The organism is Alloalcanivorax dieselolei B5, from assembly GCF_000300005.1.
In the GTDB taxonomy this organism is placed as follows: Bacteria; Pseudomonadota; Gammaproteobacteria; order Pseudomonadales; family Alcanivoracaceae; genus Alloalcanivorax; species Alloalcanivorax dieselolei.
This window is the reverse complement of sequence record NC_018691.1, coordinates 826576-853142: the sequence shown is the minus strand read 5'-3', so window position 1 is coordinate 853142 and position 26567 is coordinate 826576. Positions and strand designations below refer to the sequence as shown.

General features: G+C 61.9%; 22 protein-coding genes and 1 tRNA gene. 8 read left to right on the top strand and 15 right to left on the bottom strand.

Annotated elements, in window-relative coordinates; genetic code table 11:
* Positions 1 to 9 precede the first annotated feature (9 nt).
* The 3 genes from B5T_RS03935 to B5T_RS03925 all read left to right on the top strand — a co-directional run bounded on the left by B5T_RS03935 (position 10) and on the right by B5T_RS03925 (position 4161).
* Positions 10 to 792 carry a DUF547 domain-containing protein gene (locus tag B5T_RS03935; RefSeq protein WP_014993166.1) on the top strand — a complete coding sequence of 261 codons (783 nt, stop codon included), beginning with the start codon at positions 10 to 12 and terminating at the stop codon, positions 790 to 792.
* Between the two features lie 144 nt (positions 793 to 936).
* Positions 937 to 3060, top strand: a complete 2124-nt coding sequence (locus B5T_RS03930) for a TonB-dependent receptor (protein ID WP_014993165.1) — start codon at positions 937 to 939, stop codon at positions 3058 to 3060.
* A 15-nt stretch (positions 3061 to 3075) separates the two neighbouring features.
* Positions 3076 to 4161, top strand: coding sequence for a PepSY-associated TM helix domain-containing protein (locus B5T_RS03925; RefSeq protein WP_014993164.1), 1086 nt, complete (start codon positions 3076 to 3078; stop codon positions 4159 to 4161).
* A 57-nt stretch (positions 4162 to 4218) separates the two neighbouring features.
* Here B5T_RS03925 and B5T_RS03920 read toward each other — a convergent pair whose 3' ends face one another.
* From B5T_RS03920 to rnr, 11 genes are all read right to left on the bottom strand, one after another.
* Positions 4219 to 5589, bottom strand: a complete 1371-nt coding sequence (locus B5T_RS03920; protein WP_014993163.1) for a TrkH family potassium uptake protein — start codon at positions 5587 to 5589, stop codon at positions 4219 to 4221.
* Positions 5586 to 6236 (bottom strand): potassium channel family protein, encoded by a 651-nt coding sequence (locus B5T_RS03915; RefSeq protein ID WP_014993162.1) that lies wholly within the window; start codon positions 6234 to 6236, stop codon positions 5586 to 5588. Before B5T_RS03915 ends, B5T_RS03920 begins: the two co-directional genes overlap by 4 nt.
* Before the next feature lie 53 nt (positions 6237 to 6289).
* On the bottom strand, positions 6290 to 7657 hold the full coding sequence (gene radA / locus B5T_RS03910) for a DNA repair protein RadA (protein WP_014993161.1): 1368 nt from the start codon (positions 7655 to 7657) through the stop codon (positions 6290 to 6292).
* 45 nt (positions 7658 to 7702) lie between these two features.
* On the bottom strand, positions 7703 to 8767 hold the full coding sequence (alr, locus tag B5T_RS03905; RefSeq protein WP_014993160.1) for an alanine racemase: 1065 nt from the start codon (positions 8765 to 8767) through the stop codon (positions 7703 to 7705).
* Between the two features lie 18 nt (positions 8768 to 8785).
* Positions 8786 to 10177 (bottom strand): replicative DNA helicase, encoded by a 1392-nt coding sequence (dnaB, locus tag B5T_RS03900; protein ID WP_014993159.1) that lies wholly within the window; start codon positions 10175 to 10177, stop codon positions 8786 to 8788.
* Positions 10178 to 10390: 213 nt separating this feature from the next.
* Positions 10391 to 10843, bottom strand: coding sequence for a 50S ribosomal protein L9 (gene rplI, locus B5T_RS03895; RefSeq protein WP_014993158.1), 453 nt, complete (start codon positions 10841 to 10843; stop codon positions 10391 to 10393).
* A 15-nt stretch (positions 10844 to 10858) separates the two neighbouring features.
* Positions 10859 to 11089: a 30S ribosomal protein S18 gene (gene rpsR / locus B5T_RS03890; RefSeq protein WP_014993157.1), complete on the bottom strand. Its 231-nt coding sequence runs from the start codon at positions 11087 to 11089 to the stop codon at positions 10859 to 10861.
* A gap of 17 nt (positions 11090 to 11106) precedes the next feature.
* Positions 11107 to 11418, bottom strand: a complete 312-nt coding sequence (gene priB, locus B5T_RS03885) for a primosomal replication protein N (protein ID WP_035451201.1) — start codon at positions 11416 to 11418, stop codon at positions 11107 to 11109.
* Positions 11418 to 11759: a 30S ribosomal protein S6 gene (gene rpsF / locus B5T_RS03880; protein WP_014993155.1), complete on the bottom strand. Its 342-nt coding sequence runs from the start codon at positions 11757 to 11759 to the stop codon at positions 11418 to 11420. Before rpsF ends, priB begins: the two co-directional genes overlap by 1 nt.
* A 116-nt stretch (positions 11760 to 11875) precedes the next feature.
* Entirely contained in the window at positions 11876 to 12685 is an 810-nt protein-coding gene (gene rlmB / locus B5T_RS03875) for a 23S rRNA (guanosine(2251)-2'-O)-methyltransferase RlmB (RefSeq protein WP_373287308.1), read from the bottom strand.
* Complete coding sequence (gene rnr / locus B5T_RS03870; RefSeq protein ID WP_014993153.1) at positions 12682 to 15114, bottom strand: ribonuclease R; 2433 nt, start codon at positions 15112 to 15114, stop codon at positions 12682 to 12684. The genes rlmB and rnr overlap by 4 nt, the downstream gene beginning before the upstream one ends.
* Before the next feature lie 240 nt (positions 15115 to 15354).
* On the opposite strand from rnr, the gene B5T_RS03865 reads away from it, so the two are divergent.
* From B5T_RS03865 to B5T_RS03855, 3 genes are all read left to right on the top strand, one after another.
* Positions 15355 to 15441, top strand: a tRNA-Leu gene (locus B5T_RS03865).
* 166 nt (positions 15442 to 15607) lie between these two features.
* A complete protein-coding gene (locus tag B5T_RS03860; RefSeq protein WP_014993152.1) occupies positions 15608 to 17359 on the top strand; it encodes an alkaline phosphatase D family protein in 1752 nt (583 codons plus the stop codon).
* A gap of 87 nt (positions 17360 to 17446) precedes the next feature.
* A complete protein-coding gene (locus tag B5T_RS03855; RefSeq protein WP_014993151.1) occupies positions 17447 to 17701 on the top strand; it encodes a hypothetical protein in 255 nt (84 codons plus the stop codon).
* Between the two features lie 27 nt (positions 17702 to 17728).
* Here B5T_RS03855 and B5T_RS03850 read toward each other — a convergent pair whose 3' ends face one another.
* The 3 genes from B5T_RS03850 to B5T_RS03840 form a co-directional block, all read right to left on the bottom strand.
* On the bottom strand, positions 17729 to 18412 hold the full coding sequence (locus tag B5T_RS03850) for a hypothetical protein (RefSeq protein ID WP_014993150.1): 684 nt from the start codon (positions 18410 to 18412) through the stop codon (positions 17729 to 17731).
* Between the two features lie 65 nt (positions 18413 to 18477).
* The gene (locus B5T_RS03845) at positions 18478 to 19884 is read right to left on the bottom strand and encodes an alkaline phosphatase (RefSeq protein ID WP_014993149.1); all 1407 of its coding nucleotides are present in this window, start codon (positions 19882 to 19884) and stop codon (positions 18478 to 18480) included.
* Between the two features lie 26 nt (positions 19885 to 19910).
* Positions 19911 to 21371 carry an alkaline phosphatase gene (locus tag B5T_RS03840; protein ID WP_014993148.1) on the bottom strand — a complete coding sequence of 487 codons (1461 nt, stop codon included), beginning with the start codon at positions 21369 to 21371 and terminating at the stop codon, positions 19911 to 19913.
* Positions 21372 to 21693: 322 nt separating this feature from the next.
* Between B5T_RS03840 and B5T_RS03835 the strand changes: the two genes are divergently transcribed.
* Positions 21694 to 23445: a PhoX family protein gene (locus B5T_RS03835; protein WP_014993147.1), complete on the top strand. Its 1752-nt coding sequence runs from the start codon at positions 21694 to 21696 to the stop codon at positions 23443 to 23445.
* A gap of 129 nt (positions 23446 to 23574) precedes the next feature.
* Entirely contained in the window at positions 23575 to 25182 is a 1608-nt protein-coding gene (locus B5T_RS03830; RefSeq protein ID WP_014993146.1) for a hypothetical protein, read from the top strand.
* A 79-nt stretch (positions 25183 to 25261) separates the two neighbouring features.
* Here the strand turns inward: B5T_RS03830 and B5T_RS03825 are convergent, their stop codons facing one another.
* Positions 25262 to 26554: an adenylosuccinate synthase gene (locus B5T_RS03825; protein WP_014993145.1), complete on the bottom strand. Its 1293-nt coding sequence runs from the start codon at positions 26552 to 26554 to the stop codon at positions 25262 to 25264.
* Positions 26555 to 26567 lie beyond the last annotated feature (13 nt).

Sequence of the window (26567 nt, the reverse complement as noted above, 5' to 3'; positions counted from 1 at the left end):
GATTTCCCCATGCGCCCTGTGATCATCACTCTGCTGCTGCTACTCACCGGCATCGCCCAGGCCTTCGAACACAGCGCCTGGGACGCCCTGCTCAAGGCCCATGTGCAATGGGTGCGCGGTGGTGTCACGTCACAGGTGGATTACAACGGTTTCGCCGCCGACGAGAAACGCCTGGAGCACTACCTGGGCAGCCTGAGCGCCGTATCCGAACAGCAGTTCAGGCGCTACGACCGGGATCAACAACTGGCTTTCCTGATCAACGCCTACAATGCCTTCACGGTAAAGCTGATCCTCGATCAGGATCCGCGCCCGGATTCCATCCGTGACATAGGTTCCCTGTTCTCCGGCCCCTGGGATCAGCGCTTCTTCGAGCTGCTGGGCGCTCCCCGTATCCTGGATGAAGTGGAGCATGACCTGATTCGCGGCAATCCGGAGCTCATGGATCCGCGTATTCATTTTGCCGTGAACTGCGCTTCGGTGGGCTGCCCGGCGCTGCGCCCGGAAGCCTACACCGCCGAGCGACTGGATCGGCAGTTGGAGGACAGCACCCGCCGCTTCCTGTCCGACCGGCAACGCAACCGCTATGACGCCGATCGAAACCGCCTGGCGGTCTCTTCCATTTTCAAATGGTACCGGGACGATTTCGCCGACGCGGCCGGCACGCTCCACAGCTGGCTGGCCCGATACCATGCTCCCCTGGCGCTGTCCGAGGACACCGCCGAAGCACTGCGGAGAGGCATCCTGGACCTGAGCTTCATGTCCTATGACTGGTCCCTGAACAGCGCCCGGTGACGCCGCTGGGCACGCATTGTCCTAGCACTTTAGTACCACTGTTTTAACCATTCGGCAATAGACAACGATTCTCATTTGTCTTAGTGTCAGCGCCCGTCCTTACAAACGATACACAACTCTCACCAACAAAAAAGGAGAACGCCCATGCGCCCTCTCCGCTTCGGCGTGCCTGTCTCTCTGCTGTCACTGACCCTGGCCCCCCTGGCCATGGCCGAAAACGATCCTCACAAACTGGATGCCGTCACGGTCACCGCCAGCCGGTCCCAGGGGGAAGTGGGTAAAACACCACAGAAAGTCACCGTGATCACCCGCCAGGAACTGGAAGATCAACTGGCCATCACCGGCGACCAGGCTCAGGTACTCAGCAACCTGATTCCCGGCTATGCGCCGAGCCGGCAGAAACTGAGCAATGCCGGCGAGAGCTTCCGGGGCCGCAATCCATTGTTTCTGGTGGACGGCGTGCCCCAGTCCAATCCATTGCGTGACGGCAGCCGTGACGGCTACACCATTGATCTGTCCATGGTGGAGCGCATCGAGGTGATTCACGGCGCCAGCGCCGAGCACGGCCTGGGGGCCACCGGCGGCATCATCAACTTCGTCACCCGCCGCCCGGAAGGCGACCGTGTGCGCCAGCACGCCGGCGTCAGCGTCAGCGCGCCCACCGACTATGAGTCCGACGGCCTCGGCTACAAAGCGGACTATCGGGTGGAGGGGCTGCATGGCAAATGGGACTACCTGGCCGGCGTCACCTACCAGTCCCGCGGGCTGTTCTATGACGCCAACGGCGATGCCATCGGCGTGGACAACACCCAGGGCGATATCATGGACTCCGAAAGCCATGACGTGATGGTGAAAGTGGGCTACTGGTTCGACGACAACCAGAACCTGCAATTGACCGTGAACCGCTTCTTCCTGGAAGGGAATCACGACTATGTCATCGAGAATGGCGTTCGAAGAAACCGGACACCCACCACCTCCGAAAAAGGCGATCCGGAGGGTAAACCCACCCGTAACGAGGTGCTCACCACCAGCCTCAACTATCACAATCTGGATCTGGCCGGAAACGACCTCCAGGTTCAGCTTTACACCCAGCGATTCCGCGCCCGCTACGGTGGTGGCACGTTCGATACTTTTCAGGTCGACCCCGAGGCCCTCGGTGAAGACAGGATCTACGATCAATCCCAGAACGAGTCCGACAAGGTCGGTGGCAAAATCACCCTGAACCGGGACGGCCTCTTCAACGGACGGGTCAAACTCACCACCGGCCTGGACGTTCTGCAGGACGAGACCAGTCAGGTACTGGTCCACACCGATCGCGAATGGGTACCAGAGACCCGGTTCCAGAACATCGCTCCTTTCTTGCAAGGGGAATGGCGCGTTACCGACCGCCTTACCGCCCAGGCCGGGGTCCGCTATGAGTACGCCAAACTGGATGTGGATGACTTCACCACCCTGGCCTACTACGGTGATGACCACAAACAGGGCAATCGCGTCGTTGGTGGCGACCCCAGCTTCGACGAGACCTTGCTCAACGGCGGTCTGACCTACCAGATCACGGAGGGCTTGCAATTGTTCGCCAACTACTCGGAAGGGTTCGGCATGCCGGACGTCGGCCGTGTGCTACGTGCCATTGGCGACGATGGCGCGCGAGTGGATGACTTTCTGGATCTGCGCCCCATCGTCACCGACAATCGCGAAGTGGGGATTCGCATCAATCAGCACCCGGTGACCTTCGAAGCCAGCTACTTTGAATCCGACTCGGACCTGGGCGCCCGGCTGGCCGACAATGGCAGTGGCTTTTTCGAGGTCAAACGGGAAAAAACCGAGATCAACGGCGTGGAAGCCCAGGTTGGCTGGCAGGTGGAAGAAAACCATCATCTCAGCGCCAGCTACGCTCACACCAGCGGCAAATACGATGGCGACGACGATGGCCATTTGGAAAGCCGCCTGGATGCCCGCAATATCGCCCCGGACCGTCTGACCCTGCGTTGGCAGGCCCGCTGGACCAGCCGTCTGCGCTCCCAAGTCCAGGGCTCCCATTATTTCAGCCGTCATTTCGATGACGACAACACCAACTTCGACGGCTACAACCTGGTGGATCTCTCCCTGGTCTATCAACTGCCCAAGGGCCAACTCTCCGGCGGCATCGAGAATCTGTTCAACGAAGACTATTTCACCTACTACTCGCAGAGTGCCACCAACCGCGAGGATCAGTACTTCAAGGGACGCGGGCGCGTGATTACGGTAGGCTACAGCCTCGATTTCTAAGGACCGTTATTCCCCATGCGCAGGCTGATCTTTACCCTGCATCTGTACGCCGGTCTGGGCGCGGGCCTGTTGCTCGCCCTGATCGGCGTCACCGGCAGCCTGCTGGTGTTTTATCCACAGCTGGATCAATGGCTGACGCCGGCGCTGACCACGCCGGCCACCACCGCCACCCCTTTGCCGCTACAGGAAATTCTGTCACGGGCCAGCGATGCCGTGGACGGCGCCGAGCCTCGCCGGCTCTACCTGCCCGGCACCAACGGCGACTACCATCTGGTCCGTTTCGATACGCCACCGGACGCGCCGGGGCCCTTGCAGGTGAACGTGGATCCCTACACCGGCGAGGTTGCCACCGTGCGGACATGGGGGGCGTATCCGATGACCTGGATCTACCGTCTGCATTACACCCTGCTGGCCGGCACCACTGGCAAGTACGTGGTCGGCGTATGCGGCATTCTGCTGGCGCTGTTCGCGATTACCGGGGTGTATCTGCGCTGGCCCAAACGCGGCCGCTGGCGGCGTGCTCTCGCCATCGAACGCGGCAAGGGCCGCTTTCGTTTCTATTTCGACCTGCACGGCGCGCTCGGCTTATACCTGTTTCCGGTGTTGATGGTGGTGGCGCTGTCCGGGGTGTTCATGGTGTTTCGCGCACCGATCACCGGCGCCGTCGCCGCGCTCGCCACGGTGACGCCGGCACCTCAACCTCAATCGACGCCATCGGATTCCGCCCCGGTGGATCTGGACCAGGCGGTTGCCGCCGCCACCCCGGTCTTCCCCGGAGCCCGGTTGAGCCGGGTCTACCTGCCACGCTCCGAGCGCGACAGCTACCGGCTGGCCTATGTCCTGCCCGAATCCAACTGGCAACGCTACGCGGCCAGCTCGGTCTGGGTGGATCAATACAGCGGCAAAGTGCTGGATGTATGGGACGAACGCCAATTGGGCGCCGCCGATACCGTGCTGGCCTGGCAGTTTCCACTGCACAATGGCGAGGCCCTGGGACTGCCCGGACGCTGGCTGGTATTCGTGTCCGGCTGGTTGCCCGCCCTGCTGTTCGTCACCGGGGTTTATTTATGGTGGCGTAAACGGCGGCTGAAACGGCGGTAAAGGTTACCGCTGTGGGAAGCCAGCTTGCTGGCGAATACGGATGGGCAGAGAGCCTCATCACCCAATTTGCACGTGGTCCTCGACGTAGCGCAGTTTCGGTATTTGCGGCCGCGCCAGCGAGAACGCCAGGGCCAGCGGCCCGATGCGGCCCATGAACATCAGTATCATCAGCACACACTGGGACGGCCAGGACAGCTCCCCGGTAATGCCCCGGGACAAGCCCACTGTCGAGAACGCTGAAAACGCCTCGAACAACACGTCCATCACCGCCCGCCCCGGCTCCAGCACCACCATCAGGAATCCGCTCAACGCCACCGCCAGCAGACTCAGCATCACTACCGCCTGGGCCCGGAACACCGACTCCACGGCAATGGCGCGCCGGAACACCGTGGGCCGCTGACGCCCGCGCAAGAACGCCCGCGTGGCCAGCAGCATGACCATGAAAGTGCTCACCTTGATACCGGAAGCGGTGGAATTGCTGCCACCGCCGATGAACATCAGAAACATGATCAGCATGACCGTGGGCGCCATCAGACCGCCCATATCCACGGTGTTGAAACCAGCGGTACGGGGCGTCACCGCGGTGAACCAGGCGGCCCAGAGCCGGCCGGATTCGGGCAGTTCCCCAAGCGTACGAGCGTTGTTCCATTCAAAACCGATCACCAGAAACCAGGCGCCAAGGCACAAAACCAGCGTGCCGGCCAGAGTCAGCTTGCTGTGCAGGGAGAGGGTGCGCCATTGCCGTTTGCGCCACAGATCCAGAAGCACGGTGAAGCCCAGACCGCCAATAATGAACAGCGCGGTGATCACCAGGTTGACCATGGGATTGGCCGCCCACTGTGACAGGCTGTCTGGCAGTAAAGCGAAGCCGGCGTTGTTGAACGCGGAGACGCTATGGAAAACACTGAACCACAGCCCCCGTGCCACTCCCAGCTCCGGAATCCAGACCACGCTCAGCAACCCGGCTCCAATGGCCTCCATGATCAGCGCCAGCAACGCGGTGTGCCGGACCAGCACCAACATATCCGCCGGCGAGGTCTGGTCGGTGGCCTCGCGCACCAGGCGCTGGCCGCGCAGTCCCAGGCGGCCACCGAGCGCCACCAGCGTCAACGCGGCGAAGGTCATCAAACCAAGGCCGCCCAGTTGCATCAGCCCCAACACCACCGACTGACCAAACGGACTGAGATGGGAGCCAGTGTCCACCACCACCAGACCGGTAACGGTGACCGCCGAGCAGGCGGTGAACAGGGCCTGGAAGAACGTCAGCGGCGGCGTGCCGGAAACCGGCAGCCACAGCAACACGGTGCCGATCCCGATCAGCAGCAGGAAGCTGCCAGCAAGGATCGCCGGCGGACTGTAACGCCAGGGGTGGCGCAGGGACAGAACCGCCTCGGTGCGGGCCCTGAGTCCGGGAAACCAGGTTCTCATAGGCTCTCGGAGAATCGACGCAAGGCCGGCTCTTCACCCAGCAGCACCAGGTGGTCGTTGCGCTTGAGCCGTTGCTGCGGACTCGGTTGCATATCCACGTTCTGGCCATGCTTGATGGCCAGCAGGCGCACGCCGATCTCCTCGATCTTGAGATCCGACAGCGGGCGGTCCTCCAGCACTTCGCCGGGGCGGATCTCGATGACGAAGTAGTTATCCCCCAGGCTGATGTAATCCAGCATATTGGGATGAGCCATGGTCTGGGCGGCGCGCAATCCCATTTCATACTCGGGGTGCAGAACACGGTCGGCGCCAAGCTTCTCGACGATACGGTGATGGACCGGCGAGATCGCCTTGACCCACACCTCCTTCGCCTCCAGGGATTTCACCGCCATGGTGCAGAGAATGCTGGCTTCGATGTGCTCGCCGATGGCCACCAGCACGGCATCGAAACTGGGCAGGTCCAGTTCACGTAGGGCGTCCTCGTCGGTGGCGTCGGCGATCACCGTCTGCGTCAATTTGTCGACCAGACGATTGGCCTGGCTCTCCCGATTATCGACGCCCAGCACCTGGTGCCCCAGACGCATCAGTTCCAGTGCCACTGCTTCGCCAAAGCTGCCCAGCCCAAGCACCGCGAATTGCTTTTTCATAACCGCTCCCTTGTCTCGGGCCCAATGTCAGAGCGCTGACGCCGGGTCCCTCATCACAACTGCTCCAACGCCTCCGCCAGAGTGCTCACGGCGATCAGTTCCACCCCTTCCGGCAGGTTGCGCGGCTGATTGGACTTGGGGATCACGGCGCGGCGAAAACCATGTTTGACCGCTTCGTATAACCGCTCCTGACCCTGCGGTACCGGGCGGATCTCTCCGGACAAACCGATCTCCCCGAACACCACCAGGTCCCGTCCCAACGGCCGGTCGCGGAAGCTGGAAACGATGGACAGCACCAGAGCCAGGTCGGCGGAGGTCTCGCTTATTTTGACGCCGCCCACCACATTGGCGAACACATCCTGGTCGCCAACCTGGATGCCACCATGACGGTGCAACACCGCCAGCAACATGGCCAGACGGTTGGCTTCCAGCCCCACGCAGACGCGCCGGGGATTGCCGAAATGGCTGGCGTCCACCAGCGCCTGCAGTTCCACCAGCAACGGCCGGGTGCCTTCCCACACCACCGTGACCAGAGAACCCGGCGCGATCTCCTCGGCGCGGTTGAGAAAAATCGCCGACGGATTCTTCACTTCCTTGAGCCCCTCGCCGGTCATGGCGAACACGCCCAGCTCATTGACGGCGCCGAAGCGGTTCTTCAAACCGCGCAGGGTACGAAAACGGGAATCGGAGGAACCTTCGAGCATCAGCGAGCAGTCGATCATGTGCTCCAGCACCTTGGGCCCGGCCAGGGTGCCGTCCTTGGTGACATGGCCCACCAGCAGCAGCACGGTGCCGGTCTGCTTGGCGAAGCGGGTCAACGCCGCCGCGCACTCGCGCACCTGAGCCACCGAACCCGGCGCCGATTGCAAACCGGCCAGATACATCACCTGAATGGAATCCACCACCAGCAGGTGCGGCTGTTCCTTGCGGGCCAGCTCGATGATGCGCTCCACATCGGTTTCCGCCGCCAGCCGCAGTTTGTCCTTGGGCAGCTTCAGACGATCGGCGCGCATCGCCACCTGGGACAGGGATTCCTCGCCGGTGACATAAAGACAGGAATGGGCGTGAGCCAGCCGGCACAACGTCTGCAACAACAAGGTGGATTTGCCGGCACCGGGATGACCGCCGATCAGAATGGCGGAACCGGGCACCAGACCGCCGCCGAGCACGCGATCCAGTTCGCCCATGCCGGCGCTGATACGCGGGGTTTCCTCAAGAACGATCTCATCCAGATTGCGCACTTCCGCCAGCTGTCCGCTGAAGCCGCTGCGGCCGGCGCCGCCACTGGCGCGGAACGGGGCGCTGTCCACCACGAACTCCTGCAGGGTGTTCCATTGCCCGCAGGCCGGGCACTGTCCCTGCCATTTGGGGAAGTCCCCGCCACATTCAGTGCAGACAAAAGCGGTTTTCTTCTTCGCCACGGACTCTCCTCGATGCCGGGATCCGGGAGCGTCGCCCCCGCGCAGTCAGCCGATCACCCGTTCCGGCCGGGCGGTGACCTGACAGAATAACTCGTAACTGATGGTGCCGCAGGCGACGGCCACGTCATCCACGGAAACGGTATCGCCCCACAGCTCCACGTCGTCACCGACGCGGGCCTCGAGGCCATCCAGTCTCACCGTGATCATGTCCATGGAGACCCGGCCAACCAGTTCGGTGCGCCGGCCGTTCACCGCCACCGGCGTACCGTTGGGGGCGTGGCGCGGGTAGCCGTCACCGTAACCCACCGCCACCACACCGATGGTGCCATTTTCCGGCGCACGCCAGGTGGCGCCGTATCCCACCGTCTGGCCGGCGCCAATGGGATTCACGGCGATCAGACGGGCACTGAAACGCTGGGTCGGGCGCAGCCCCAATTCACTGGCGGAGCGCCATGGGAACGGCGACGAGCCATACAGCATGATGCCGGGACGGACCCGCTGCCGGCGCGCCGCCGGGTAGCGGATCAACGCCGCGGAATTGGCGGCGGTCACCGGCAACCCCAGTTCCTCGGATAACGCCAGCACCGTCGCCAGTTGCCGCTCGCTAAGCGGATCATCCTGCTGATCGGCGCAGGCGAAATGACTCATCAGGCCGGCCAGTCGCACTCCAGGGATGGCCCGCAGTAACGCCGCCTGCTCCCGTGCCTGCTCCGGCGGCATGCCCAGCCGATTCATGCCGGTATTGATTTTCAGCCAGACGCCCAGGGGAGCCGGCCGTTTGCTCAGCAGGGCCACCTGCCAGGCGGCGTGCACCACCACTTCCACATCCAGGCGGGCGGCTTCCGCGATCTCGTCCTGATCGAAGAAGCCCTCGGCCACCAGGATAGGCTTGCGGATGCCGTGTTCACGCACCACCCGGGCCTCGTCCATCAATGCCACACCCAAGCCGTCCACCTGGCCGGCCATGGCGTCGGCGGCCAGCGTCAGGCCATGGCCGTAGCCATTGGCCTTGATCATGGCGAACACCTGGGCGCCGTCGGCCAGGGTCCGGGCCACGCCGGCATTATGGGACAGGGCCGTTGGCCGTATTTGTAACCGGGTACCGCGCATGGTTTTCTCCCGCCCCGGTTATTCGTTGTCCTGATACTGCTGGTAGTACTCCGGCGCCAGATCATCGAAGCGCAGGAATTCCCCGCGAAACGCCAGCCGAACCGTACCGATCGGACCATTCCGGTGCTTGCCAAGGATAATTTCAGCGATGCCCTTCTCCGGAGTGTCCTTGTTATAGACCTCGTCGCGATAGAGAAAGATGATCAGGTCCGCGTCCTGCTCGATCGCCCCGGATTCCCGCAGGTCGGACATCACAGGCCTTTTGTTCGGACGTTGTTCCAACGACCGGTTCAGCTGTGACAGAGCCAGCACCGGGCAATTCATTTCCTTGGCCAGCCCCTTCAGGTTCCGGGAGATCTCGGAGATTTCGTTGACCCGGTTGTCGGCGCCGGGAACCTGCATCAATTGCAGATAGTCGACCATGATCAGACCGATCTCGCCGCCGCATTCCCGCGCCACCCGGCGTGCCCTGGCGCGCATTTCCAGCGGGCTGAGCGCGGCGGTATCGTCGATAAAGAATTTCTGCTCACTGAGCATCTGGATCGCCGAGGTGATACGCGGCCAATCGTCCTGATCCAGATTCCCGGAACGGATCGCGCCCTGATTGATGCGGCCCAGGGAAGACAGCATCCGCATGACGATGGCGTCGGCGGGCATCTCCATGGAGAACACCAGCACTGGCTTACCGGCCTTGATCGCCACGTTCTCGCACAGATTCATGGCGAACGTGGTTTTCCCCATCGACGGCCGTCCCGCCACCACCACCATATCCGACGGCTGCAGCCCCGCGGTTATCTTGTCCATTTCCTCGAAGCCGGTGGTGACCCCGGTCAGGGAATTCTTGTTGCGGTACAGCTCATCAATGCGGTCCACCGCCTTTTTCAACACCGACTTGATGTTCTGCGGACCTGAACCCTTCTTTTGCTGTTCGGCGATTTCGAAAATCGACGACTCGGCGGTATCGAGGATTTCCAGGGACGGCTTGCCCTTGGGATTGAACGCCAGATCCGACACCTTGTGCGATACCTGAATCAGCTGCCGCAAAATGCTGCGTTCGCGAACGATCTCGGCATAGGCATTGATATTGGCGGTACTCGGCGTATTGCGGGCCAGTTCCGAGAGATAGGTGGCACCGCCCACGTCGTCCAGCTCGCCACGGTGAGTCAGAGCCTGGGAAACGGTAACCAGATCGCTGGGCTTTTCCTCTTCCACCAACTGACCGATCACCTGGAAGATCAACCGATGCTCTTTGCGGTAGAAGTCCTTCTCGCCGACCCGTTCGGCAACGTCGTCCCAGGCTTCGTTGTTGAGCAACAGCCCCCCCAGCACCGCCTGTTCCGCTTCCACGGAATTGGGCGGGATACGCAGGCTGTCGGGAAGATGATCATCCAACGCAAGAGACTCGTTCATGGTGGGTCCGTTCGGTGGCACGCAAAAAAGATCAGAGGGCGATCATAACAAAAAATCGTCCGGAACGATTTTTGACGTCGCAACAGCGACGGCCCGGAGGGTGGCCGCCATGGACGGCGGCCACAAAAAAGGCACCGCCCGATGATCGGACAGTGCCTTGATTGTGTCACCGCGCCCCCAAGGGGGCAAACCGGCGCAGGGTAACGGCCGTGATTACTCGGCCGGTACCACCGCCAGTTTGATGGTCACGGTCACATCGGCGTGCAACGCCAAGTCGATTTCGTACTCGCCGGTTTGACGCAGCGCGCCGTGCGGGAGCTTCACTTCGGCCTTGGACATTTCCACACCGGTCTGCTCGGTGATGGCGTCGGCGATGTCGCGGGTACCAACGGAGCCGAACAGCTTGCCTTCGTCACCGGATTTGGCGCCGATGGTCACGGACGCTTCGGCCAGCTTGTCAGCGCGCTCTTGAGCGGCCGCCAGTTGCTCGGAAGCTTGTTTTTCCAGTTCCGCGCGACGGGCTTCTACTTCGGCCAGGTTACCCTTGGTGGCCGGCAGCGCCTTGCCTTGCGGGATCAGAAAGTTACGGCCATAGCCGGGGCGAACGTCCACCACGGAGCCCAGATCACCCAGGTTCTTGATGGTTTCCAGCAGGATCACTTGCATGACGGTCCCCTCGGCTTAATTGTCGTGGCTGTCGGAGTACGGCAGCAGCGCCAGGAAGCGGGCCTGCTTGACCGCGCTGGCCAGCTGGCGCTGATAGCGTGCTTTGGTGCCGGTGATGCGGCTGGGCACGATCTTGCCGGTTTCGGTGATATAGGCTTTCAGCGTGTCGAGATCCTTGAAATCAATGTACTCAACACCTTCCGCGGTGAAGCGGCAGAATTTGCGACGGCGATAAAAACGGGCCATGGTTTTCTCCTCGATTCCTAGTCCAGGGGCTCCAGCGTTTCCACGATCAACTGCAAACGGTCCCGGGCTTCGCCCTTGTAGCCGGCGCGGCTGAGAAAGCCGCCGACTCTGACCCGTTGTCCTTCCTTCAGGTGCTTCGCCAGGGCGGTCTTGCCGCCGGCGAGTACCAGCCCGATACGGGCCTGGACTTCACGGGGATGGCCGTCTTCAAGCTGCCGGGACCGGTGCTCCAGCCAGAGACGCTGGCGGGGCACGCCACCCGGCGTTACGGCCACCTTTTCAAGGGTGACGATGATGCCGGTGAGCTCGCAGTGATTGCGCTCGGAAATCAGCTGGCGGCCTCCTCCTTCTCGTTGGATTTCGCCAGCGAGGACGGCTCGGTGATGGCCTTTTCGCGACGAATTACGAGGTGACGGATTACGGCATCGTTGAACCGGAAGGTGTTTTCCAGCTCGGCGAGGGTTTCGCCGTCACATTCAATATTCAGCATCACATAGTGTGCTTTGTGGATCTTGTTGATCGGGTAAGCCAGTTGACGGCGGCCCCAGTCTTCAAGACGGTGGATCGTGCCGTTGCCATCGGTAACGATCGCGCTGTAACGCTCGATCATGGCGGGCACTTGCTCGCTCTGGTCCGGGTGGACCAGGAACACGATTTCGTAGTGACGCATTGTTGGCTCCTTACGGATTGGGCAGCTTCCCGAATATCGGTGAAGCAAGGAGTCCGCCCGCCACCGGGTCGGCGGCAGGCGAAGGGCGGGGATTCTAGCTCAGAAGGCGCGCCGGCTCAAGAGTGACCGCGGGCGCGGAGGTGGAACAGCATCACTCCGGTGGCCACGGACACGTTCAGGCTCTGCACATCACCGGCCATGGGGATCGACACCAGATCATCACAGCGCTCCAGGGTCAGGCGCCGCAGCCCCTCGCCTTCGGCGCCCATGACCACCGCCAGGCCCGGATCGGGCTGGTAGTCGAACAACGACACACTGCGCTGATCCAGGGCCGCCCCGGCCACCCGGATGCCGCGATCCTGGAGCGCTGCCAGCAGCTGGGCCAGATTGCCCACCTCGAAGTAACGCAGCGACTCGGCGGCGCCGGCGGCGCTGCGGCAGGCCACCGGCGTCAGCCCGGCGGTGTGGCGGCGTGGCACAATTACCGCGTCGACTCCGGCGGCGTCGGCGCTGCGCAGGCAGGCCCCCAGATTATGGGGGTCCGTGACCCCTTCCAGAATCAGCAGCAAGGGTGGCCTCTCAAGCCCCTCCAGCAAGGTCGCCAATTCGGATTCCCCGCCCGGCACGCGCGGCCGGGCCCGGGCCACCACGCCCTGATTCTGCGGCCCCGCCAGTTTCTCCAGTGATTCCCGGCGCGCGGACTGCACCGCGATGCCCTGGACCAGCGCCTGTTGCATCAACGCATCCAGGCGGGCCTCGCCGCGTTCGGCCCGGCGATCCAGGACAAACAGCTCCAGGACCGCTTCCGGCCGGTGCCGCAGCAGCGATTCCACCGCATGGATGCCGGAATACATCACCGGCTTGTCCATGGCACCTTTACGGGACCCCGCTTTGCCCCGGGGCGGGCCGGAAGGACGCTTGCTCATCCGCGGCGGCGCCCCCGGCGGGCGGACTTGGACTTGGGCTTGCGTTTACCGTCCTTGGGAATCTCGCCCTTGGCCAGCTTTTCCCGGGTGCCATCGCCCTTGGCGGCCGGCTCGGCGGCCTGTTTCGGCGCCTTGGCGGCCTTCTTGGCCTTGCCGGAGCGGCCTTTCTTGCCCGGCCGCGCGGAAGCGGAGCTGATCAGCTCCAGGTCGATCTTGCGCTCTTCGGTGTGCACCCCGGCCACCTTCACGCAGACCGCGTCACCGAGACCATAACGGCGCCCGGAGGATTCTCCCACCAGTACCATATTGACGTCATCGAAGCGGTAGTAATCGCTGTCCAGGTTGGCCACGTGCACCAGGCCGTCGATATGCAGATCGTTGATCTGGACAAACAGACCGAAGGCCGCCACACCGCTGATCACCCCGTCGAATTCCTGCCCCAGGTGCTCCTCCATATACTGACACTTGAGCCACTGCAGCACATCACGGGTGGCGTCATCGGCGCGCCGCTCGGTCATCGAGCAGTGCTCACCCATGGTCACCATGTCCGCCGGGCTGTAAGGCAGGATGCGTTCGCGCGGAATCGCCGGCAGCTCGCCGGGATTGTCCACATGGGGGCTGTCGGCGCCGGAACGGATCAGATAGCGGATGGCCCGGTGCACCAGCAGATCCGGATAACGGCGGATCGGCGAGGTAAAGTGGGTATAGGCGTTGTAGGCCAGACCGAAGTGCCCCTTGTTGCCGGCCTCGTATTTGGCCTGGCTCATGGAGCGCAACATCATGGTCTGAATCACCTGGCGGTCCGGCCGGTCGGCGATGTCCCCGCCCAACGCCTGGAACACGCTCGGCTGGATTGGCCCGTCGGACCAGGCGAGACTCAGGCCGAGCCCGCCCAGGAACTGCTGCAGATTGCTCAGGCGCTCTTCCTTGGGCGGCTCGTGATTACGGTAGAGCGTCGCCACATCGGCCTTCTCCAGCAGGCGGGCGGCACAGATGTTGGCCGCCAGCATCGCCTCCTCGATCATGATATGCGCCACATTGCGCACCACCGGCACGATGGCGCGGATCTTTTGATTCTCGTCGTAGAGAATCCGGCTCTCGGCACTGTCGAAGTCGATGGCGCCACGCAACTCCCGGCGGCTGCGCAGGGCCTGGAACATCTCGTGGAAGGACCAGACCATGTCGATGGACTCGTCGTCCAGCGACGCCACCGTTTCCTGGGCCAGCTCGGATTCCGGTTCCTCGATCATCGCCCCGACCTTGGTGTAGGTCAGCCGGTGACGGGAGCGCATCACCCCTTCGCGGAATACGAAGCGCGATACCCGGCCGTTGGCGGAGACCAGCATGTCGCAATAGAGACACAGCCGGTCCACATGAGGGTTGAGTGAACACAACCCGTTGGACAGCGCCTCCGGCAGCATCGGCACCACCCGGTTGGGGAAATACACCGAATTGCCGCGCTTGTGGGCTTCATTGTCCAGCGGGCTGTTGGGCTGCACGTAGTGGCTGACGTCGGCGATGGCGACGATCAGGCGCCAGCCGCCACGGCGGCGGCGGGCGACATAAACGGCATCGTCGAAATCACGGGCGTCCTCGCCGTCGATGGTGACCAGCGGCAGATCGCGCAGGTCGACCCGGTGGGCCTTGGCCTCATGGGGCACATCCACGCCAAAGCGGGAGGCGGCTTCTTCTACCCCTTCCGGCCACTGGTGGGGGATCTCAAAGCGGCGCAGCGCCACTTCCACTTCCATCCCCGGCTGATCCGGAGTGGCGATGATCTCCTCCAGGCGCACCAGCACATGATGGTCACGGGACGGATACTGGGTGATTACCCCGCGAACGTGATCACCCGGGCTCGGTTTGAGGCCATTATGGTCCTCCACCAGGACTTCCTTGGCGATACGCCGGTTCTCCGGCTCGATGAAACTGACCCCCGCCTCACGGCGGAAACGGCCCACCACTTCGGTCACCGCCCGTTCGGCGATCTCGACAATGCGCGCCTCGCGCTTGCCGAAGCGGTTGAAACCCGCCTCGTTCACCAGCACCCGGTCGCCGTCCATGACCTTTTCCATCTGGCGCGGCGCCAGGAACAGGTCGGACAGGCTGCGATCATCGGGGATCAGGAAACCGAACCCGTCGCGGTGGCCCTGCACGGTGCCGGCGACCAGATTCATGCGGGAGACGATGCCCAGTTTACCGTTGCGGTTTTCCACCAGTTGGCCGTCACGGAGCATGGCCTTGAGGCGGCGCTCCAGACCAATCAGACCGTCTTCACCCACCGCCAGCAGTTCCGCCAGTTGCCGCTGATCCAGCGGCTTGCCCTGGTCATTCAACACTTCAAGGATCAACTCTCGGCTGGGAACCGGATTCTCGTATTTCGCCGCTTCCCGATCCGCGTGGGGATCCGTGTAGCGTTTTTTTGATGACATTCAATACCCTCAAAAACAAATGTATGGGTTGGCCGGCGCATAATGCGCCTCAATTTGGCTCGTGGGAAAAACGTGGCAAGCCGGTCTCCCTGGCAAGGCGTTGTGGACGCCGGAGATGAAACCAATATGAAGAAAATGGGACGACTTTTTTGCAGAAACCGTTTGACATCGGGCCATCATATACTAGAATGCACGCGCTTTCGCGATGAACGGCCTGATTTTTTCAGCCTTTCACGCCAAGCCGAGGTGGTGAAATTGGTAGACACGCTAGCTTCAGGTGCTAGTGGGGGCAACCCCGTGGAGGTTCAAGTCCTCTCCTCGGCACCAATTTAAAAAAGGCTCCCAAACGGGAGCCTTTTTTCGTTAGGGCAAGGTCGGACTCCCGTCCCCACACGCGCATCACCCTCCCCTCCATATACAACATCCAACATAAAACCGTCATAGCGGCTCATTAGCATCGCTCCCACCCAACAACCTGACAGGGAAGAGCACTATGAGACGCCTTACTCGTCGTGATTTTATTCGTGCCTCGGCGCTGGGCATGGGCGCGGTGGTGGTGTCCACCGGCCTGACCGGCTGTGGCGGATCGTCCTCCAGCAACAATAATGACGATGGTCGCCAGGTGGCGTTCCACCATGGCGTTGCCAGCGGCGACCCGCAGACCCAGGGCGTCATTCTGTGGACCCGGGTGACCCCGGAAGACGGCGACACCGCGCCGGTATCAGTGAGCTGGGAAGTGGCCAGTGATGCGGACTTCACGCAACTGGTGAATGAGGACAGCGCCGAAGTCCGGGAAGCCTACGACTACACCCTCAAGGTGGACGTCCAGGGGCTTGAGCCTGGCAAGACCTACTACTATCGCTTCCATGCCGCCGGCGTCACTTCCCCGGTGGGCGTTACCCGCACTCTGCCGGAGGGCAGCGTGGATCAGGTCACCTTCGCGGTGCTGTCCTGCTCCAACTATCCGGCGGGCTATTTTCATGTCTATGCCGAGGCGGCCAAGGAGGCGCAGTTGGATGCGGTACTGCATCTGGGGGACTACCTCTACGAGTACGCCACCGACGGCTACGACGGCGACCAGGCCGAGGAGATGGGCCGCACCCTGCCAGAAAACAACGACCTGGAAATGATTCAGTTGGTGGACTACCGCCGCCGCTATGCGCTCTATCGCACCGACCCGGATCTGCAGGCCCTTCATGCCAAGGCGCCGTTCATCGCCGTCTGGGATGACCACGAAATCGCCAACGACGCCTGGATCGGAGGCGCGGAGAACCATGACCCGGACACCGAGGGCGACTACCTGCTGCGCAAGCAGTACGCCCTGCAAGCCTACTTCGAGTGGATGCCAATCCGGCCGTTCGACGACAACGATCGGGAAATCATCTACCGCAGCTTCCACTACGGCGACCTGGTCAGTCTGCACATGCTCGACACCCGCATCATCGGCCGGGACAAACAGCTCAGCTACACCGATTACGTGACCGAAACCGGCATCGACGCCGCAGCCTTCACCGCCGCGGTCACCGACCCCGATCGGCATTTGCTCGGGACCACGCAGTTGAACTGGCTCAGTGGGGCACTTGCCACTTCCAGCGCCACCTGGCAGGTGCTGGGCCAACAAGTGCTGATGGGCCGCATGCTGATGCCGGCGGAAATGCTGCAGGGCCTGCTCAATCTGGACCCGGCATTGGTGGATCTGATCGTCGAACTGACCACCCTGAAAGGGCGCTATCTGCAAGGCGACCCGACCCTGACCGAGGAAGAGATCGCCCGCATCACCACTGTCCTGCCCTACAACCTGGACGCCTGGGACGGCTACATGGCCGAGCGCGAAATGCTGCTGCGGACGGCGAAGGATCTGGGCAAGAACCTGGTGGTACTGGCCGGCGACACCCACAATGCCTGGGCCAGCCATCTCACCGTTGGCAGTGGCGAGGACAAGCAGAGCGTCGGCGTGGAACTGGCCACCGCCTCGGTGTCCTCGCCGGGCCTGGAGTCCTATCTGCAGTTACCGGCGGAGGCAATCCCCCAGGCGGAGCAGGCCATCACTCTGCTGGTGGATGACCTTCAATACTTGAACGCCAGCCAGCGCGGCTACCTGCGAGTTACCTTCACCGCCGAGGAAACCCGGGCCGACTGGCGTTTTGTTTCCACGGTTAAACAGAGCGACTACCAGATGGACGAGGCACGCGGGCACTCAATGACGGTGCAGCCCGGGGATCCGACACTGACCCTGGTGACCTGACCCCGACGGGGGTGGTGAACTTGCATACGCCGCCGAAGTGGCCCAATATCCGGGCCGCACGCTGAACCGAGCGATAACGTGGTCCCTATGCAAAAGAATCAAGCCACCCCCGCCCCTCATGCCTCCCGGGGCCGCCGCCTGCCCGTATTGGCACTGGCCCTGTTTCTGGCCTTGCAGGCGCCGGCCTATCTGCCGGCAACCGCGCAGGCCGAGGTGCACCCGGAGATTCAGAAGGCCAACGAACAGCGAGCCCGGGCGGAGCGGCGTCAGAAACTGCTGTTACTGTTTCCCGCCGCCGCCCTCGGCATCACCATCGCGCTGATCATCATCAAACGCCGCTGAGCCTGCTCACGATCTCCACACCACCGCTCAATCAAGCAGGTCCGAGTAGTCCCGGTTCTTGTAACCTTCCAGGGTAGTCCAGGGAGCCGGCTCCGAATCGGCGATTTCCTTTGCTTCGATGGTGCGGCCGGACAAACCGTGTTCGTCCCGGGCACGAATGGACACCACGTAGCGGCGCTCGGGATTCCACACCAACGTAATATGCTGGGAACCGCGCTGGATCTGGTAGGTTTCGACGCCGTCATCGGCCACCGAGGACGGTTCCAGGGAAGACAGGCTGGCCGGATCCACCAGCGCCCAGGTTTCCATCCAGTGACCGTCGTAGCCCACGTTGCCGTAGTACGGCGGCGCGATATCGATCAGACGCTGTTCGTAACGGTCCACCAGTTTGACGTCGACGTTGCCGTTGTCGTTCCGCTGGATCCACAACGGCGCGCCCACCACATCCGCGTGTTTGTGGCCGAGGCCACCGTGATGGTGGTCATCATGATCACGCTGGGCGGCTTCCGGCACTTCCCGCTCGACCCACAGGGCATTCTCCTGGCGATACAGTTTCTCCGTGTAGGACAGCTCCTGCCGCACGCCATCCTTACCCACTTGCCACTGATGATACTCCACCCGCAGCGCCGAAGCCGGCTGTGCCCATGCGGATAGCGGCAATCCCAAAAACGCCACCAACCCCAGAGCCATGATTCGTTTTGCAACCATCATTCAACTACCTGCAAACAGCAAAAAAAAGGGTGGCCATGACGGCCACCCGCGAAAACCGGAAAAACTTAAAGCCCCATGGCTTCGTGGATCAAACCAAACACGTCCACGTTATCCAGGGTACCTTTGAACAGATCGCTGCCGGCACCACCCGCGTTCAGGCGAACATCACCGCCACCGTGAGTTTCACTGCCCGGTCCGCCCAGTTTCACGCCCACTTCCTGCAGGTAATCGTCCTGCAGCACTTCGTCCTCGGTCAACGTGGCCCGATCCGCTTCACGGGGGCCGCCGCCATTACCGAACACCAGAGTAGTGAAGGGCTTGCCCTGAGCGTCGAGCGCCAGCCCGCCAGTGCGGTATTCCTTCAACAGGCCGAGTACCGGGTTACCGATCTTGGAGTAGCCGTTGAACGCCATGACGTGATCGTGATCCGCGGTAACGATGATCAGGGTATTTTCCAGATCCGCTTTTTCCATAGCAGCGGCAATGGCCTGGTCGAAGGCCAGCGTGTCTTCCAGTGCGCGCTTGGCATTGGTGCCGTGCAGCGCGTGGTCGATACGGCCGCCCTCCACCATCAGGAAGTAGCCGTCCTGATTGCGGGACAGGATATCGATGGCGGAACGGGTCATCTCCGCCAGACTCGGCTCATCCAGCTCGTTATTGACCCGATCCAGCTCGTAGTTCAGATCGCTGCTATTGAACAGACCGAACAGTTTTTCCGTATTGCCCAGGTCGACAGCCCCCAGCTCGGAGCCACTGCTCACGTAGGTATAACCGGCGCCCTGCATTTCCATGATCAGGTCGCGGTCATCACTGCGGCGTCCGTCAGGGGCCGGCAGGAAGTGACGGCGGCCACCGCCCAGGATCACATCGATACCGTCGTTCCCCAGCGCGCTGTTATAGCCCTCACCGCCCGGCACCATCTGCGTGGCAATGGTATTTTCAGCATTGCGGTTGCAGATGTGGGCGTAGGTAGTAGCGGGCGTGGCGTGGGTGATACGCGTGGTGGTCACCACGCCGGTGCTGTAGCCCTCGGCTTTGAGGATCTCCAGCAGAGTCCGCGCCGCCTCGCCGTTACCGGTTTCCGGGCAGAGGCTGTCGCCATTGGTCTGGTACGGATTACCATCACCATCGTTGGGGTTGGTGTCCGGTGTCATTGAAATCACTTCGTTCTTGGATTTCATGCCAGTCATGTAGCTGGCCATCCCCGGTGCGCTGTCGGTGGTCTGGGCGTCCTCGGAGTAGGTCTTGATACGCGCGGCGTAATCCAGCTGTTCCATCGCCAGCTTGTGGGTCTCCGGCACTTCCAGACCGGCTTTTTCACCGGCGTAAATGCGCGCCGCGGTCTGTGTTACCGGGCCCATGCCGTCGCCGAGGAAGAAAATAATGTTCTTGGCCTGAGCGGCGTTGACCGGTTGGGTCATCAGAGTGGCGGCACAGCAGATCAGTGCACCGCCAATAACGGAACGTTTCATGTTTCTCTCCTGCTTTAATTGGCGGTTCAATCCAGATCCAGGGCGGCCTTGATCTTGCCGAAAACTTCGGTGTTGTCGATGACACCGTGGAAGACGTCGGCACCCATGCCGACCGCTCCCAGGAACACATCACCACCGCCGTGGGTTTCACTGCTGAGCTGAATGACTGCTTCCTGCAGATAGTCGTCCGCGGCGGTTTCCGTCTCCGTCAACGCGACACGGGTGGCGGGGCGATTCGGGCCGTTACCGAAGCCGAGAATGGTGTACGGGTTGCCATCAACATCGGTGCGCGGCACCCCTTTGTTCGGGCCGTTGGCATAGTTACGCACCATACCCAGAACACCGGCGTGGTCCTCCGTGGTCTTGCCAGTACGCTCGGCGTAGCCATTGATCACCAGAGTGTGGTCGTGGTCCGCGGTGACCACGATCAGGGTATTTTCCAGACCCGGATCGATCGCTTCCATTTTTTCCAGCGCGGTTTTCACCGCGTTATCGAACGCGATACCGTCGGTCAGAGCACGCTTGGCACTGGTAGCGTGCAGCGCATGGTCAATACGACCGCCTTCCACCATCAGGAAGAAGCCATTGTCGCGAGGGCTGAGCAAATCGATGGCTTTGCCGGTCATTTCGGCCAGGCTCGGCTCTTGCGTGGGAATACGGTCGAGCTCGTAGCTCATATCGCTGCTGGTGAAAATGCCAAGCAGCTTTTCGGTGTCGTCGGCCACGCCCATCAAAGCGTCGGTGTTATCCACGTACTGATAGCCGGCGGTTTGCATTTCCTCGATCAGGTTACGACCGTCGGTACGGCGGCCACTCTGATCCGCGGGCAGGAAGTGACGGCGGCCGCCACCGAGCATGACGTCGACACCGTCACCAAGGGCGGCGTTGAAGCCGTCCCCGCCCGGCACCATCTGCGCGGCGATGGTGTTTTCACCGTTACGGTTACAGATGTGGGCGTAGGTCGTTGCCGGAGTGGCGTGAGTCACGCGGGTGGTAGTGACCACGCCGGTGGCAAAGCCTTGCCCCTTCATCAGCTCCAGCAGCGTCTCAACTGAGGCGCCGTTACCTTCCTCACAGGTGCTGTTGCCGTCGGCATCCACATACTGGGAACCGTCCGGCGCGTAGGCGTTGGTGCCGGTGCTCATGGAGATGACTTCATTTTTCATCTTCACGCCGGTCATGTAAGCGGCCATGGAGGGAGCGCTATCGGTCACCTGACCATCCGCGGAGTAGGTACGGACAAAAGCGGTTTCCGGCAGCGTATCGATGGTGATGCTTCCCGCTTCACCGGCCTCGAAGATACGCATGGCGGTCAACGTCGTGATACCCATGCCATCACCGAGGAAGAACAGTACGTTTTTCTTGGCGGCGGCTGGCGGTGGCGCATCGTGGTTGTCGCTGTCACTGCCGCAGCCGGCCAGCGTTACGGCAAGGGCGAGCCCCGCCATTTTGAGCATTTTCATCAGCACTTCCTGTCTCATCGTCATGTCTTCGGCCCCCAACTGGGCAAGGGACCACCCCGGCAAGGAGTATTCGAAATCTTTATGACAATTTTGAGATACTTACAGGAATGTGCGGCGAAATAGCGGCCATCTCCTCTTAAATGTAACGATATAACAAATCAAAATTTGACCGGGACACCCCGAAACGAAGGCCTGATCCCGCCGCCAGTCAACAATCACCACGCCGCTGATTACTCACTTCTCATGACGAGAAATATTTTTGTCATTTTTCTCTCATTAAAACGCCATCCGCCCCCCTCACCCTGGTCACCACCCCAATTCCAAACAATAGTAGACGGAGCTATCCATGTCTCTGAGGAACGACACTTTTAAACTGGGCGCACTGGCGGTTGCCATTTCCATGGCAATCACCGGTTGCGGAAGCGACAGTGATAACGACCCTGATCCGCAGCCACAGATGGAACGGCTGACCCGTATCGCCACCCTGCCGCTTGGCGCGGAAGCGACCGGACTGTTCCTGAAGGAAGACGGTGAGGTCTTCACCAACATTCAGCATCCGTCCGACGCCAATGTTACCGCGGATGCAGATGGTCACACTTACAGCCTCGCCACCGTGGGCGTGATCGAAGGTGCCGATGTCAACGAACCCTTCGCAGCCGTTTCCGTGCCGGAAACCGACGAAGAGAAACAGGTGATGCGCGTGGCCCTGGGCCGCTACAACGTGCTGGGCCAGCAGAGCGAAGACTGGGCCGGTGCGCCTGAACCCGGCGGCCTGGGCGCCATCAACGTGAAGGACGGCAGCGCCACCATCCGTGTTTCCAACGACCCGGACTTCAACGGCTGGATTCCGGTCAGCGAAGACGAGGGTTATCTGTTCACCAACTGGGAAGACCGTCCCGGTGGTATGAGCCGCCTGCACCTGATGCGCGACCAGGATGGCCGCTGGATGGTGCAGGACCACCAAGCCTCCATGGTGGATTTCTCGGCGGTGAACGGGACCTGGGTGAACTGCTTCGGCACCGTATCCCCCTGGAACACCCCTCTGACGTCGGAGGAGTTGTACTTCGACGACACCATTGACTGGAACAATGCAAACTACCCGTACTACGGTCAGGCACAGGATCTGGCGGACTATCTGGCCGGCGAGATCAACACGGATTACAGCGCCACCTTCCCGAACCCCTACGATTACGGCTACATCGTCGAAATCACCGACCCCACTAGTGCGCCGACGCCGGTGAAGCACTTCACACTGGGTCGCTACTCCCACGAAAACGCCGTGGTGATGCCCGATCAAAAGACCGTCTATATGAGCGATGATGGCGGCGGCGTGATCCTGTTCAAATTCGTGGCCGACACCGCCGGCGACCTGAGCAGTGGCACTCTGTACGCGGCGGCCGTTCAACAGGACACCGTGCCCATGGACGCCGCCCAGGCTGGTTTCGACATTGAGTGGGTCGAGTTGGCCAGCGGCAACAACACCGAGATCGAAAGCTGGGTGGACGAGTACGACGGCATCACCCCGAACGACTACACGGAAGGTGCCAACAGCTACATCAGTCAGCAACAGATTGACGACTGGGCGGAAAGCAAGCGCGGCGAGGATCTGGACAACAGCGGCGACGTAGCTACCAATCCGTTCGGCGACGATCGTGTGGCCTTCCTGGAGTCCCGCAAGGCGGCGGTGGCCCTGGGCGCCACCGGGGAGTTCAACAAGATGGAAGGTATCAACGTCAACATCGGGCGCGCCCAGGCAAGCGTCGAAGGTGACGGCCCGCAGGCCTACGTCTACGTGGCCATGTCCGACATCAGCGGCACCATGACTGACAGCGACGGCCTGGTGCAACTGACCAACCAGGATGCCAACTGCGGCGGCGTGTTCCGCATGCCTCTCGGCGCTGACTACGACGTAGCCCGCCTGGAAATGGTGGAGCTGGGTGGTCCGCACCAGCCCGAGGACGCCGCCAACACGTGTAGCGTGGACGGACTTTCCGGCCCGGATAACGTGGCGGTCATGAACGATGGTCGCGTGCTGATCGGCGAGGACACCGGCGGTCACGAAAACAACATGGTGTGGTTGCTGGATCCGGAAGGCTGATCACGCCCTTCGGACCCGCACCGGGGAGGAGCGCGTCTGGCGCCCTCCCCGTTTTCCGTTCTGACACTCTCTTTTCAATCAATCGGTTCCTCGACCATGAAAGCACTACTTTACGCGACCGGAATCGCTATGGCCGGCCTCGCTCTCGTCGGCTGCGACCAGAACAACAGCAACACGGAGATCGGCGACACGGTGCCTGCCGCCGCCCTGGAGCGGAAGCTGCCGCCGGACCTGTCAACCATCTACAACCAGGAGGCACCGATTCCGCCGCAGTGCTATACGCGCACCGAGGGCCAGTTCAATCCCTGCTACACCTGTCACCAGACCTACCCCGACCGGGCCCGCCCCAACACCATGGGCGACGGCTACCTGCAAGGGAGTTACGATTTCTCCGAGCTGGGGGAAACCAACCACTGGCTCAACCTGTTCGTCGACCGCCGCGAAGCGGTGGCCAAAATGGACGACCAGGCGATCCTGGACTACATCAACCAGGACAACTACAGCGATTACATGAAGAGTCTCGCCGACTCCAATGACTGGAGCGGTCCGGTGCCCTACATCGAGAACCTGGCAAACGGTTCCGCTGCTTTCGATGATCTCGGCTTCGCCAAGGACGGCAGCAACTGGGTGGCGTTCAATTACAAGCCGCTGCCCAGCACCTTCTGGCCCACCAACGGCAGCACCGACGACGTCATGGTGCGACTGCCGGAGAAATTCCGCACCAGCACCTGCCAGGCCGGTGAGTCCCGCGACGTCTATCTCGCCAATCTGTCGCTGATGGAAATGGCGATCAAGGAACTGGACCGCATCGACACCCCGCCCCTGGACGAACAGGCGGTGTGCGCCGACCTGGACGGCGACGGCCGGCTCGCCACCGCCGCCACCCTGCTGCGCCGCGATCACTACCTGGGAGGAGCGGCGGACGTGCCGGTGGTGGACATGCTCTATCCGCAGGGCATTGAGTTCCTGCACACGGTGCGCTATGTGGGTGTGGACGAGGACGGCACCATCGGCGTGCCCAAGCGCATGAAGGAAGTGCGCTACATGAACAAGATCCGCTTCTACGACACCAATCACCTGCGCTCGCTGTTCGCCAACGAGCACCAGGAAAAGATGGAAGGCAATCTGCCCACCTACGCCAATCACGGTGATCGTGGCATGGACAACGGCTTTGGCTGGATGGTGCTGGGCTTTATCGAAAAGGCGGACGGCACCCTGCGCCCGCAGAGCAACCAGGAGCAGCGTTTCTGCATGGGCTGCCATACCACCGTTGGTACTACCATCGACCAGACTTTCGCCTTCCCGCGCAAAGTCACCGGCGCCGAGGGCTGGGGCTACATCGATCTGAAAGGCATGCCGGATGCGCCGGCACTGAATCAGCCCCTGGGCGAGATCGCCCAGTACCTCGGCCTGGTCGGCGGCGGTAACGAGTTCCGTGAGAATGGCGAGATGCAAACACGCTGGTTCAACGAGGATGGCAGTGTCGATCTGGAAAAGATCGCCAAGGCCGATGTCTACGAACTGATCACGCCGAGCCGGGATCGCGCTCTGTCATTGAACAAGGCCTACAAGTTGATCGTCGAGGAACAGAGCTTCCTGTATGGCCGCGACGCCACCCTGGCGCCAGCGAAGAACGTGTTCCGTCATATCAACCCGGACGACATCGCACCTCTGAAACCGGAAAAACGCATCGACGGCTATGAAATCCGTCTTGACTGGTCCGCTGGCACGAACTGAGTGTCAGCTCTATTCAGGACGGGTCAGTCACATAAAAAAAGCCGGCTATTGCCGGCCCTTTTGTCAGCGGAAGCGAAACTCAGGAGAACGGATTACGCTTGATGATGGTTTCCACCCGGTCCGGTCCGGTGGAAATAATGTCGATGGGCGCGCCGGTCACTTCCTCGATGCGTTTGAGGTAGGCCTTCGCGTTTTCCGGCAGGTCCTCAAGCTTCTTCACTCCCAGGGTCGATTCCTTCCAGCCCGGCAGGGATTCGTACATCGGCGTCACTTCGGCGTAACTGTCCGCGTCCCAGGCGCATTCCAGTTTGTCACCGGCGGCGTTTTTATAACCCACGCAGATACGCACTTCTTCCAGGCCATCCAGCACATCCAGCTTGGTCAGACACAGACCACTGATCGAGTTGATCTGAATAGCCCGCTTCAAAGCGATGGCGTCAAACCAGCCGCAACGCCGGGCCCGACCGGTGGTGGCACCGAACTCGTGGCCTTTTTCCGCCAGATAGCGGCCGGTCTCGTCGAACAGCTCGGTGGGGAAGGGGCCGCCACCTACCCGGGTGGTATAGGCCTTGGTAATCCCCAACACGTAATCAAGATACAGCGGGCCGAAGCCGGAACCGGTGGCGGCACCGCCAGCGGTGGTATTGGAACTGGTCACGTAGGGGTAGGTGCCGTGGTCGATATCCAGCAGCGTGCCCTGGGCGCCTTCGAACATGATATTTTCACCACGCTCGCGCGCTTTGTGCAGTTCCGCGGTGACATCGCAGACCATCGGGCGCAGCTCTTCGGCCATGGCCAGCAGATCGTCCAGCGTCTTCTGGAAATCCACCGGCTCGGCGTTGTAGAAGCTGCGCAGGATGAAGTTATGGTAATCCATCACTTCACCCAGCTTGGCGGCGAACCGTTCACGGTGGAACAGATCGCCGAGACGCACGCCACGGCGCGCCACTTTGTCTTCGTAAGCCGGGCCGATGCCGCGACCGGTGGTGCCGATCTTCTGGGCACCGCGCGCCACTTCGCGGGCCTGATCCAGGGCCACGTGCACCGGCAGGATCAGCGGGCAGGCGGAAGACAAGCGCAGACGCTCACGCACCGGCACGCCCTGCTCCTCCAACCCCCGCATTTCCTCGAGCAAAGCGTCCGGCGCCAGCACCACGCCGTTGCCGATCATGCATTGCACGCCATCGCGGAGAATGCCGGACGGAATCAGATGCAGCACGGTCTTCTTGCCATCGATCACCAGGGTATGGCCGGCATTATGCCCGCCTTGGAAACGGGCCACATAGGCCACCTGATCGGTGAGCAGATCGACGATCTTGCCCTTGCCTTCATCACCCCATTGGGTACCGAGAATTACGACGTTCTTGCCCATGGCTATCGCTGCT

Coding starts and splice junctions, on each gene's coding strand:
- B5T_RS03935 (WP_014993166.1), top strand. CDS start 10: ATGCGCCCTGTGATCATCACTCTGCTGCTGCTACTCACCGGCATCGCC.
- B5T_RS03930 (WP_014993165.1), top strand. CDS start 937: ATGCGCCCTCTCCGCTTCGGCGTGCCTGTCTCTCTGCTGTCACTGACC.
- B5T_RS03925 (WP_014993164.1), top strand. CDS start 3,076: ATGCGCAGGCTGATCTTTACCCTGCATCTGTACGCCGGTCTGGGCGCG.
- B5T_RS03920 (WP_014993163.1), bottom strand. CDS start 5,589: ATGAGAACCTGGTTTCCCGGACTCAGGGCCCGCACCGAGGCGGTTCTG.
- B5T_RS03915 (WP_014993162.1), bottom strand. CDS start 6,236: ATGAAAAAGCAATTCGCGGTGCTTGGGCTGGGCAGCTTTGGCGAAGCA.
- alr (WP_014993160.1), bottom strand. CDS start 8,767: ATGCGCGGTACCCGGTTACAAATACGGCCAACGGCCCTGTCCCATAAT.
- dnaB (WP_014993159.1), bottom strand. CDS start 10,177: ATGAACGAGTCTCTTGCGTTGGATGATCATCTTCCCGACAGCCTGCGT.
- rplI (WP_014993158.1), bottom strand. CDS start 10,843: ATGCAAGTGATCCTGCTGGAAACCATCAAGAACCTGGGTGATCTGGGC.
- rpsR (WP_014993157.1), bottom strand. CDS start 11,089: ATGGCCCGTTTTTATCGCCGTCGCAAATTCTGCCGCTTCACCGCGGAA.
- rpsF (WP_014993155.1), bottom strand. CDS start 11,759: ATGCGTCACTACGAAATCGTGTTCCTGGTCCACCCGGACCAGAGCGAG.
- rlmB (WP_373287308.1), bottom strand. CDS start 12,685: ATGAGCAAGCGTCCTTCCGGCCCGCCCCGGGGCAAAGCGGGGTCCCGT.
- rnr (WP_014993153.1), bottom strand. CDS start 15,114: ATGTCATCAAAAAAACGCTACACGGATCCCCACGCGGATCGGGAAGCG.
- B5T_RS03860 (WP_014993152.1), top strand. CDS start 15,608: ATGAGACGCCTTACTCGTCGTGATTTTATTCGTGCCTCGGCGCTGGGC.
- B5T_RS03855 (WP_014993151.1), top strand. CDS start 17,447: ATGCAAAAGAATCAAGCCACCCCCGCCCCTCATGCCTCCCGGGGCCGC.
- B5T_RS03850 (WP_014993150.1), bottom strand. CDS start 18,412: ATGATGGTTGCAAAACGAATCATGGCTCTGGGGTTGGTGGCGTTTTTG.
- B5T_RS03845 (WP_014993149.1), bottom strand. CDS start 19,884: ATGAAACGTTCCGTTATTGGCGGTGCACTGATCTGCTGTGCCGCCACT.
- B5T_RS03840 (WP_014993148.1), bottom strand. CDS start 21,371: ATGACGATGAGACAGGAAGTGCTGATGAAAATGCTCAAAATGGCGGGG.
- B5T_RS03835 (WP_014993147.1), top strand. CDS start 21,694: ATGTCTCTGAGGAACGACACTTTTAAACTGGGCGCACTGGCGGTTGCC.
- B5T_RS03830 (WP_014993146.1), top strand. CDS start 23,575: ATGGCCGGCCTCGCTCTCGTCGGCTGCGACCAGAACAACAGCAACACG.
- B5T_RS03825 (WP_014993145.1), bottom strand. CDS start 26,554: ATGGGCAAGAACGTCGTAATTCTCGGTACCCAATGGGGTGATGAAGGC.